We start from the raw sequence: 10,179 nt of genomic DNA, 5'->3' as shown, positions 1-10,179 counted from the left end.
TGCTGAGCCTGCAGCTTGCTTGGACTGCCCCGCTAAGCCTTTAACGGCGTCGGCTACGACGGCGAATCCCCGGCCAGCTTCACCAGCACGAGCAGCCTCAATAGCCGCGTTTAAAGCAAGCATGTTGGTTTGACCAGCAATATCAGAAACCGAATTAGCCATCTGACCCACCTGCTCGATCGAACTCACCATCGAGGTTACTGCTTCAGAGACTTTCGAAATGTTTGCTTTGATGTTCTCTATTGCTTGGAGACCCTGCTGGCTTTTTTCGTTTGCTTCTTTTGTTTTCTTTAATGCTTCCTCTGTGGTGTTGGATGCATCTAGGGCTATTACACCCGCTTCATCCATTACTTTTCTGAGCGCTTCTGTGCTTCGTGCGGCGTTTTGAGAGAGTTCGGCAAGTTTTTGGGCGCCTGTAGACACCTGCTGTGATGCAGTGCTAACCTGCTGCATACCAATAGCCATCTGATTAGAAACATTAGCAACTTCTTTGCCCATTTCAATAACTTTTTCTGTTCCTTTTATCACGTTATCTGCTTGTTCGAAAACTGCACCTGCCACCTGCCCAACTGCTTTTGCGCTAGAATTAACTCTAGAGATTGTTTCAGCTGCTTCTCTGGCGAGTTTTTCAACCTCTTGAACTGCCTGCTCAACAAGGTTACTTAATTCTGCCATTTTTTTGCCGTTTTGTATGGTTTCTTCGTTGATTTTTATTGTTTCTTGGTCGCCGCGTAAAGCGTTTTGTAGAATCTTTACTTGTGTTTTAACTAAGCCGTCGTTCATTTCTCGTAGTTTTTTTATTTCTTTTTCTAATTCAGCGTTTTTGTTAATGTGATCTTTTAATTGTTTTTCTAAGGCTTCATTACTAGACATACAATAGTGTACCCCTGAGCAGATGGAACGTTATGTTTGGTTGGTTTGTTTATAATAGACTTATGAAGCCTAAATCTACTCTAAAGTTAACTAATTCAAATCCAGTTGCTTACTTGACACCGAAAGCTCTAAATCCCATAAATCAAAGTCTTTGAGGGCAGAATTGGGCCGGTAGATCAGTCTGGTATGATCGCCGCGTTCGCAACGCGGAAGCCGCGGGTTCAAATCCCGCTCGGTCCACTTTTACCCCCGCTCGCCCCCTTTTTGAATCCGCTCAAACATTAGCTGTTATTTTGGACCTTAAAAAGCAAGGGAAAGCCGAAGACACCATAAACGGATACAGCAGACGACTAAGGCACCTCGCAAAGAACACCGATATAAACAACCCAGAGACAGTGAAACAATACATTACTAACCAGCAATCAAGTAATGCAAACAAAGAAGCATACGCAAACGCCTATGACCATTTCGTTAAATTCTACGGATTAAAATGGCAAAAACCGTTTTTTACAAGAGAGGAAAGACTGCCAAACGTACCAACAACCGAACAAGTCAACGCAATAATCGCAACTTTTACCAGAAAATACGTGACCATTTTTAGCATACTTAGAGATACAGGACTAAGACCCATAGAACTGCACAGGCTACGACTAAAAAACATCAATCTAGAAAATGGAACAATAACCCCAAGAACCGCCAAAAACGGCGCAGCAAGAATCCTAAAACTACCAAACCCAACATTAGCAATGCTCAAAGAATACCTTACAAAATACAACTTTAAGCAAACAGACGTTTTGTTTCCACCCACAAAAAAACAATGCCACCTATGGGTACTAAGAAGAAACCAATTAGCCCAGAAACTAAATCAACCAGAACTTACCAAGTACCGATTATACGATTTAAGGCACTATTATGCAACCATGCTTTATGCCAAAACAAAAGATATCCTTTTAGTGAAACAGCAATTAGGACACAAACGCATCGAACACACCCTAATCTACACGCACCTAATCAACTTCACAAACGACGAATACATCTCAAGAACCGTCCAACTCGGAACACCAACAACAATAAAGGAAATATGCGAACTAGCCGAAGCAGGCTTCACAAAATTCACAGAAATAGAAGGCTACCAAATATTCAAAAAACCAAAATAAGACTAACAAAATAGATACCTAAAACCGAGTGAAAATTAAACTTAAATACTGAAAGCAACATAAATGACTAAAAATAATTAAAAGTTAAGGTAATAAAATGTCAGAAATACCCTATACAAACTTGGCTGGCAAAATTCCAAAATATTTCCAGAAAATTCAAGAAGCTGGAGTTCCCCAAAAAGTAGATTATAATTGGTTAAATCAATGCGGATTCAAAAGTAGAAATGACAGATATATTCTGCAAGTACTGAAATTTATTGGATTCATTGATGAAAGCAAAAATCCTACAGAATTATGGGTGTCCTATAAGTCACCAGCAACTGCGCGAGCAGCATTAGCTAAAGGTATAAGGAGTGGATACAGTGATTTGTTCTCACTCTATCCTCAAGCAAATCGAAAAGCCAAAGATGACCTCTATGCTTATTTTAGCTCAAAAACAGGAAAAGCAAAAAACACCGTTGACCTAATAGTCAACACTTTCATTAATTTATGCCAATTAGCAGACTTTGAAGCTGAAGCACCTAAAGAAACCAAAGAAAAACAGGAAAATGAAGAAAAAGCCAACTCGGAGAGCGGCATAAAGAGCGAAAAGAAAAAACAAATAATTCCACAAATCACAGAAGGATTTGCGGTCAATATGAATATCCAGATAACTTTGCCAGTAACAGAAGACGCAAAAGTTTATGAAAACATTTTCAAAGCCCTCAGAGAGCAACTCTTCAAATCAGACTGAGAAATTAATCGGTGACTTAGCCACTCGGCTAATCGGAGCTCAGAAGAGCATTGCCGAAATTTTATCTGAATTTCAGCCGCCTATTCAATTAGTTGTCGCCCAAAATTTAGTGGAAAATATAATTCAAAGATTTCATTTAGTGGTCAAAGAAATAAGTGATAGATATGATAACAGACTGCCATTTTCAATGAATGATGAGTATGACGTTCAAGACCTCTTAGAAGGATTACTACGCCTTTATTTTGACGATATAAGGCGCGAAGTCCCTACTACAGAATTTGCAGGCTCTTCAACTCGGCTTGATTTTTTGCTTGACCAAGAACAGATAGGTATAGAAGTAAAAAGAACAAGGAAAAAACTTGATGCTAAAGAGTTGGGAAAGGAATTAATAAATGATATACCGCACTACAAAACACATCCTAAATGCAGGATTCTTTATTTTTTCGTATATGACCCCGAGGAGAACATCATTAATCCAAGAGGAATTGAAAGAGACTTGAGCGGGGCAATTCAAAATATGACAGTTAAGGTCTTTATTGTTCCAAAAAGGGCTTAGCCTTATGGTGTTCCAACATTTTAGATTGAGTTTAATGCTTCGCTTGCGCTTGCGCGCTCGCTCCGCTTTCTCAGGTAGAAAGCGCTCAAACCAAAAGACCAAGCAAAAAATTCAACTATCCAAAAACCGATTCATCCTTTCCTCATCGGTCAATGAATCCTCTTCCTCATCCTCACGCTGAATGTCCAACATCTCAGCCTTGTAGCATTTACGACAAAGCACGTATCTATCCGCGATATCACAGCCACATGAAACACATTTCTTAACCAAGATATTCACATCTATTACCAATCATAAATTCGCTTCTCCAAATCAGGCGCAAGAACCCAAACCACTTCGCCATTCTCTTTTAGAGGCATCCAAAAATTATTTTTATAATCGCTTTTAATAGGGTCATGTTGGAAAACCATAGAGCCAAAGTACCGTGCAGGCTCAAGTTCATGTTTACATAATGGACAAAGCAGTTTACGGGATTCATAAGTGATATGTAAACGCCTATAACTCAAAGAGCCAAACCAAACAAACCCACGAACACGATATTTGACTGCACAAGCGGAAATGCTCATTTATCGAGCCCCCTTTCTGATAGCCATGTGCGAAAGCTGATACCATGCGGTAGCAAAAACAGACCTTCGCTCATCAGTCACCTTGATGATATAACGATGCTTCTCAAAGCTCTGTCTCACCCGATTCTCAAAACCATCACAGGAAGCGCAAAAACGGCTATCCCCATGCTTAGTAATCAATTTGCCGCTACCCGCACGATATACCTTCTCAGTCTTAGAACAATGCCGACATTTCCCATAACCGCCCTCAATAAAACCAAGAATATGCACATGAGGCGACCAATAAAACCCGAAAGGAACACCCTTCTCTAACGACTCAGAATAATCAGCAAACCTAAACCCATGAAAACAGAAACCACCATTAATAATCCCCACTTCAGCAGCTATTGACCGCCACTTTTTACACCACTTCTCATGCTCAAACTCAGCCAAATTATAATCGGATTGAGGCGCCGAGACGATAATATGCTGAGGCTCACCTAAAGGCGCATGATAAATACCCTTATCATCCTTTCCGCCCTTAGACGCCTTCTCAACACGTTGAGAAATACGCTCAGCCTCACGAAAACATGCCCCTTTCAAATAGCAAACAGGACAAGAATAACTATGACACCAAGTATGAACCATATGAACATAAACTTCGCCAGCATGACTCACCCCTAAAAGGTCAGCTTGAGCATGCAATTCAACACGGTTACAAATATCGTGCCTTCTCCATACACCGCATTTACTGTTAGTCTTCTCGCCATGACCAACAACTATCCAGTCACCATGCTCGAAATGAAAAACATGAGAATTACCCATATCGCCATGCAACTGCTCATAAGCTGAATAATCCCTCCATTTAGCCTCGAAATCGCCCGATTCAGGAAAGAACTCATCACTTTTGGGTGCCATTTTAATCAACGAGAAACCTTAAATCTAAACCATAAATAAACTTCAAAGTAAAGCGAGCGACCTTTACTAATTTGGGAAGCAAAATGGAAGAAGCTAACGATAGAAACAAAGCGCTTCAAGAAGTGAATAGCAAATATCAGAGATATCTTAAAGATATAGAAGCGGAAAATTGCAAATTCCGCGAGTGTTTACAAGATACCCCTTGTCAACAGATCTATGACAAATTATTTTCGCAAGCTAAATTGAACGATAAAGTTGAATTTAGGTTTAAAGAATTGCTTGAGCTTACTAGAATGACTCGCCCAACACTAATTTCACACCTAAAACACCTTGAAGAAAAGAAGTTCCTAATCAAAAATGTACAAACGAGATACAAAAAGATATACAGACTAAATGTTATAAAAATGGTAGCGGTCTGTAAAATTAAAAAAACAATTACCAGAAAGGAAAAATTAGAATTAATAAATTTGGCACAATTAAGAACTGGAGACATATTTACCCCTATTGAACCTGTGAAATCTCTACCAATCTTTGCAAAAACCCATGACTCACAGAAATCAGGTAATAAGAAAACCAGACAATATTTTAAAGCGCACAAAAACAAACTAGCAAAAGTCAAAGATCCCTAAGAGTGATCCACTAAGCAAGCTAAAAAAGAACGATTTTTTACAAGATTAATCGAACAGTCTTCCGTTCTTGCAGAACTCAGAGGGGAGTAACGCGCTCCGACTCTCATTAATTGATGTCTATGTCGAAAAGGGACAAAATGGAAGTTGTTTATTGGATTACCTGCCGAATTGCTGGAACGCAGAAGCCACAACGTCTTCCATTTGTTTTAGCGCCTCACGACAGTAATCCAAAGCGCTTCTGTCTGGGCAATCATGAAATGTAATATCGCCTACATTAGTAGGAGTAACATTATTGGTCACTGATGTAGGAACAGCGCTTCCAGCCAAAGCAGGAGTTTCTAAATCTTGTCTCGTCAGCAAAGATGTCCCGTTAACCGCAGTTGGTTGAGCGACAACAAATGAAGACGAAAAAGCCATTGACCCAGAGGTGTAAACTTGATATACAATATCTGGATAACCTCTATGAATTATTATATTCCTCTTTCTCCAAAGCGGATTATTTGAAAGATTTCCTTGTTGTCGTAAAAGCCACTGGATAAATTGAGTTGCATCAGCGTTATTAGTGACTCTTGCAGCTACCTCAAAATCGCGAATAACTAAATTCTCTTCTCGAGAAAATCCAAAATGATATTTATCCGCATAATCATACAACATAACATCAATTACGCTCCGCCAGGAACAAAGGAAAGCACTTAAAAAATACAGAAATTCTTCTTCATTTGCTGTGTCTTGCATAATTTTCTCAAGTTTATTAAAAAAGAATCTCGCTTCTTTAAGCTTGTTTTCACATTGCAAGGTCAAACGCCATTCTAACTAAGCTATAAGTGATAAAAAGATGTTGCGCATTATCGCTTATACTGTATAGTTAGAATACGAATCAAAATTTAAGAAAAAGGTAGCAAGGGAGTGGCATCGCTCCCGACTCCCTCTTCGCCGCCCGTGGCGTCGAATTCACCCACCGTCTCTAAGGAATAGATGAAGATGTAAGAAGTTCCCCCTTTGACCCCTAAATCCCCTCTTCCGCCGTCGTAGAAGAATGGGACTTGCGCAACAAAAAAGTCAAAAAATAGAATTACCAAAAGCTTATAGCTAGACTATAACACATAACCTCACAGGGATTAAAATGAATAAACAAGCACACCCTGAAAAATTAGATAGGCTATTTGAGGCGGGTTCAAATCCCGCTCGGTCCACTTTTTACTTCATTAGGGCACAGCTTGCTTCTTCGCCTTGCACCAAAAAGTATCTTGTTACACGTTCGCCGCGGGGGGTGGCTTTGTAGAGGGTTTGTGTTCCGACGTTTTCTTTGCGGATTAAATCTTGCTTTTCTAGGAAGCTTATGGCGTGTTTTAGGAAGGCAGGTCCGATTTGAGTTTTTTCTTGGAGGGTGAGGAGGTTGGCGACTTGGAGTTCTTCGAGTGAAGCGAGGATTTCTATGTAGAGTTCTAGTCGGGAGGGCCGTTGAGTCTTCACAGTACACACCATTTGCAGATTTTAAGGGCAAAAAAGTAATAATTATGTGTGTGTTACTTTACACTTGGACACTTTGCTGACTGTTACTTAATGTTTTTGAGGCCTTGACTGCCCATTCGTTATCATGCCACAACGCACGTCCAACAGCAACCAAATCAACCCGCCCCGCTTTAACCAAGTTATCTGCAAACTCTGCCTCTTTTATGCCGCCGACGCCAATCACAGGAACCTTCACGGCGCTTTTAATGGCTGAGGCTTGGGGTATGAAGTAGCCTTTGATGTGTTGGAGCTGTTTAGGTTCGCTACCACACATGCCACCTGAAACATCCAAAATGTCTACCCCTACTTCTTGGAGTTTCTGTGAAAAAACCACTGCATCTTGAATGTGCGTGCCCATCGGCGCCAAATCATCCGAACCAACTCGATAAAGCAAAAGCAGACCACCCAAGGTCTTACGCACCTTTTCCACAACAAGAAGCGGGAAATGCATTCGATTCTCCAATGAACCCCCAAACTCGTCTTGACGCTTGTTCAGCAACGGCGTGAAGAACTGATTTAGCAAATATCCGTGCGCTCCATGGAGTTCCACACCATCAAAGCCCGCTTTAACTGCACGTTCAGCCGCGGCGGCGTATTCGTCAGCGATAGCGTAGAGTTCGCTTTTTTCTAGCATCCGCGTTTTGTCTCGCATGGAGGGACCGACAGGAGTTTCACCTATGACTTTCTTGGTGGCTACAGCACCAGCATGGCTTATCTGGACAACTGCGGGGGCGCCGACGGAGTGAATACCTGCGGCAAGCTTCTCAAACCCTGGCAGCAGTTTGTCATCGTATATTCCAAGTTGTTTGGGGCCGATTTTGCCCATAGGCGAGATGTATGCGTGCTCAACTATTGGCAATCCAAGCGCGGCTGAGCGGCGAACGTAGAAGTTGATGAGTTTAGTTGTGACGGCGCCGTCGAAGTCTGCTCTGCCTGACTGCATCGGAGGCATAACTATGCGATTACGGAGAGTAACACCTTTTACGGTTAGGGGGTCGAGTAGTCCAGCCAAATCGGGCACCGATTGCAAATATGGCTCATTGAACAATAAGAATTTGCTGCAAAAACAAATTATTGTTGGGGTGTAGATTGGATTTTTTCTTTGGGAATGCTCATCACGAATCGGACGCCTTTTCCAGGTTCCCCGTCTTCTCTTATATCCCAACCGTAAACCTGAATCATTTTCTTGATTAAGAACAAACCGAACCCCGAGCTACCCGCGGTGCTAAAACCTTCCTTAAACAGGTTTGGCTTGTTTTCTTTTGAAATTCCTTCGCCGTCGTCTTGGTAGATCAATTTAACTTCGTTATCAGCTTCTTCATAGGATATTTTTATGGTTGTGGCTTTTTTGCCGTGCTTCCGTGTGTTATCTATGAAGTTGTAGAACATTTGACTTAGAAATGAATCGGCCAAAACCAGTAAGCCACTGCAGTTGTTGATGACTGAGGGAATTGGGTCGGAGAAGAGGGCTTTTGCGTCGTTCACGGCTTTTCCGACATCGACAAACGTTAATTCTTCTGAGCCTAATCTTTCATACGCTCGCGCAAAATCGAAGATGCGTTCCACATCCCTAACAGACTGCACCATCTTGTCCAGTTTGTCGACAACTTCAGGGTTGTCTTTTAGCTTCTTTTTAATCAAGTAGGAGTAGCCAGTGATGGTGCCGAGTTTGTTGCGTACGTCATGTCTTGTTAGGCTTCCTACAACGCGGAGCTTTTCGTTGATGAGTGCCATTTTTTCTTGGTTTTCCCTTAGTTGGTGTTCGACCATTTTTTGTTCTGTTACGTCTCTGATTATGGATAGCACTGCGTAGGGCATTTGGCGTTTGTTGTAGATTAAAGATGACCGTGCAAATCGGTAAACCCATGAACCGTTACGATGTTTGACTCTATACTCGGTTGTTGATGAACCTGTTTTTATCAGTTGATTTCTCTTCTGGGCAACTGCTGGCAAATCTTCGGGGTGTATCTGTGCAAAATCGTCAGATTCGCCTTCAGAAAAACCAAGTTGGCGATAGTAGGCGGGGTTTCGGTAGATTGTTTTTCCGTTGAGGTCGCTTAGTAAAATGGCGTCGTCAGCGCTTTCAACCAAAGCTCTGTATCTTGCTTCGGAGAGTCCGAGGGCTTCCTCCATTTTTTTGCGTTCTGTTACATCGCGTCCAGCGCATACGACGAATTTTTTGCCTTCCAACTCGACTAATCGCGAGTGGACTTCAATTGGAAAAACGATTCTATCTTTTCGAACGTTGAAAGAATTAAAGGTTCCTTCTTTATTATCTTCCAATTGTTTGATGATTGCCGTCATATCCCAGGTATCGTTGGGTGCTTGAAGGTTTGCTACATTTAGGTTTTGGAATTCTTCTTTGGTGTAGCCTCTCATCTGGTGAGCGGCTTCATTGAAGAAGATAATTCTGCCTTCTAAGTCGTGTACTATGAGGGAGTCAGAGACGGAATCAAACAGTTGCCCTGCGATGGTGAGTTCTTGCTGTGCTTTTTTGATTTCTGTTATGTCTTTGGCGCTGTGAACGCATTCAATGATTCTGCCATCTACATCGGTTAATGGCGAAGTCGTTACTAGTAATATCTTGCCCAAGTTTGGGTCATTAATTTCTTCTGTAACTGACTGGTTTGACTGTAATGTTTTTGATGCTGGACACGTGGGCCAAGGTGAATGGGTGCCGTGGACTATTTCGTAGCAGTGTTTGCCTAAGAGTTCTTCTGGTTTCTTCTGTAAAGCGTTGCAGGTTGCCTTGTTTACGCGGATGACTCTTTGGTTTTGGTCTAAGACAAACAGTAAATCGCCCATTCCGTCTATGGTGCGGTCTGTTTTTTCTTTTTGAGCAACGAGTTCTTTTTCGATTTTTGCTCTGCGTTCAAAGAGGTAGCCTGTTATGTAGCTTACTATCAGGAACGCCGCTGCCCTAACCAAGTTATCAGTCAGTGAGAGTTGGGGGGCAAAAAGGAAGGCGGCTGCAAATAGGAATGCAATGAGGATTGAGGTTAAAATCACGCTTTTTCTTTTCCACAATGCGCTGAAAAGTACAATGGGCAAATAAAGCAGGTGCGTGTATACTGTTCCATCAGCCATGAAAACCAGAAGATACGCTATCAACGACATGCTTCCTAACAGGATAGCCACTGAGGCAGCTGCATGAATGTAGGTTGTTTTAACCATTGCAGCGGCGGCTCCTGTAAGCAAACGTTTGCGTATTGGCAAGGGTAATCGTTAGGTGCACCTATTATAGAAGTTCAACGAG

Annotated in this window: 11 protein-coding genes and 1 tRNA gene; 5 read left to right on the top strand and 7 right to left on the bottom strand. The window is 41.8% G+C overall.

Features of this window, described 5'->3' with window-relative positions; genetic code table 11:
- Positions 1-873 (bottom strand): methyl-accepting chemotaxis protein (locus NWE96_08660; protein ID MCW3984052.1); only part of this gene is annotated, 873 nt, incomplete at its 3' end.
- Between the two features lie 165 nt (positions 874-1,038).
- Between NWE96_08660 and NWE96_08655 the strand changes: the two genes are divergently transcribed.
- From NWE96_08655 to NWE96_08640, 4 genes are all read left to right on the top strand, one after another.
- Positions 1,039-1,113: transfer RNA gene (locus NWE96_08655), tRNA-Ala, on the top strand.
- A gap of 53 nt (positions 1,114-1,166) precedes the next feature.
- Positions 1,167-2,030: a site-specific integrase gene (locus NWE96_08650; protein MCW3984051.1), complete on the top strand. Its 864-nt coding sequence runs from the start codon at positions 1,167-1,169 to the stop codon at positions 2,028-2,030.
- Positions 2,031-2,127: 97 nt separating this feature from the next.
- Positions 2,128-2,763, top strand: a complete 636-nt coding sequence (locus NWE96_08645; protein ID MCW3984050.1) for a DUF5343 domain-containing protein — start codon at positions 2,128-2,130, stop codon at positions 2,761-2,763.
- Positions 2,714-3,319 carry a hypothetical protein gene (locus NWE96_08640; GenBank protein MCW3984049.1) on the top strand — a complete coding sequence of 202 codons (606 nt, stop codon included), beginning with the start codon at positions 2,714-2,716 and terminating at the stop codon, positions 3,317-3,319. The genes NWE96_08645 and NWE96_08640 overlap by 50 nt, the downstream gene beginning before the upstream one ends.
- Before the next feature lie 284 nt (positions 3,320-3,603).
- Here NWE96_08640 and NWE96_08635 read toward each other — a convergent pair whose 3' ends face one another.
- Both NWE96_08635 and NWE96_08630 read right to left on the bottom strand, forming a co-directional pair.
- Entirely contained in the window at positions 3,604-3,885 is a 282-nt protein-coding gene (locus tag NWE96_08635) for a hypothetical protein (GenBank protein ID MCW3984048.1), read from the bottom strand.
- The gene (locus NWE96_08630) at positions 3,886-4,791 is read right to left on the bottom strand and encodes a hypothetical protein (protein ID MCW3984047.1); all 906 of its coding nucleotides are present in this window, start codon (positions 4,789-4,791) and stop codon (positions 3,886-3,888) included.
- 74 nt (positions 4,792-4,865) lie between these two features.
- On the opposite strand from NWE96_08630, the gene NWE96_08625 reads away from it, so the two are divergent.
- A complete protein-coding gene (locus NWE96_08625) occupies positions 4,866-5,411 on the top strand; it encodes a hypothetical protein (protein ID MCW3984046.1) in 546 nt (181 codons plus the stop codon).
- Between the two features lie 156 nt (positions 5,412-5,567).
- On the opposite strand, the gene NWE96_08620 is transcribed toward NWE96_08625, so the two are convergent.
- From NWE96_08620 to NWE96_08605, 4 genes are all read right to left on the bottom strand, one after another.
- Complete coding sequence (locus NWE96_08620) at positions 5,568-6,206, bottom strand: hypothetical protein (GenBank protein MCW3984045.1); 639 nt, start codon at positions 6,204-6,206, stop codon at positions 5,568-5,570.
- Positions 6,207-6,608: 402 nt separating this feature from the next.
- The gene (locus NWE96_08615; protein ID MCW3984044.1) at positions 6,609-6,884 is read right to left on the bottom strand and encodes a hypothetical protein; all 276 of its coding nucleotides are present in this window, start codon (positions 6,882-6,884) and stop codon (positions 6,609-6,611) included.
- Positions 6,885-6,942: 58 nt separating this feature from the next.
- Positions 6,943-7,935: an NADH:flavin oxidoreductase gene (locus tag NWE96_08610; protein MCW3984043.1), complete on the bottom strand. Its 993-nt coding sequence runs from the start codon at positions 7,933-7,935 to the stop codon at positions 6,943-6,945.
- 59 nt (positions 7,936-7,994) lie between these two features.
- Entirely contained in the window at positions 7,995-10,097 is a 2,103-nt protein-coding gene (locus tag NWE96_08605) for a PAS domain S-box protein (protein MCW3984042.1), read from the bottom strand.
- Positions 10,098-10,179 lie beyond the last annotated feature (82 nt).

The sequence above is a fragment of the Candidatus Bathyarchaeota archaeon genome (assembly GCA_026014685.1).
In the GTDB taxonomy this organism is placed as follows: domain Archaea; phylum Thermoproteota; class Bathyarchaeia; order Bathyarchaeales; family Bathycorpusculaceae; genus Bathycorpusculum.
The sequence above is the reverse complement of the archived record's forward strand: the minus strand, read 5'-3'. Positions and strand labels throughout refer to the sequence as shown.

What these genes read in the sequence shown, in the direction of transcription:
- NWE96_08640 (MCW3984049.1), top strand. Translation starts at nt 2,714, where the DNA reads ATGAAAACATTTTCAAAGCCCTCAGAGAGCAACTCTTCAAATCAGACT.
- NWE96_08605 (MCW3984042.1), bottom strand. Translation starts at nt 10,097, where the DNA reads ATGGTTAAAACAACCTACATTCATGCAGCTGCCTCAGTGGCTATCCTG.
- NWE96_08645 (MCW3984050.1), top strand. Translation starts at nt 2,128, where the DNA reads ATGTCAGAAATACCCTATACAAACTTGGCTGGCAAAATTCCAAAATAT.
- NWE96_08625 (MCW3984046.1), top strand. Translation starts at nt 4,866, where the DNA reads ATGGAAGAAGCTAACGATAGAAACAAAGCGCTTCAAGAAGTGAATAGC.
- NWE96_08635 (MCW3984048.1), bottom strand. Translation starts at nt 3,885, where the DNA reads ATGAGCATTTCCGCTTGTGCAGTCAAATATCGTGTTCGTGGGTTTGTT.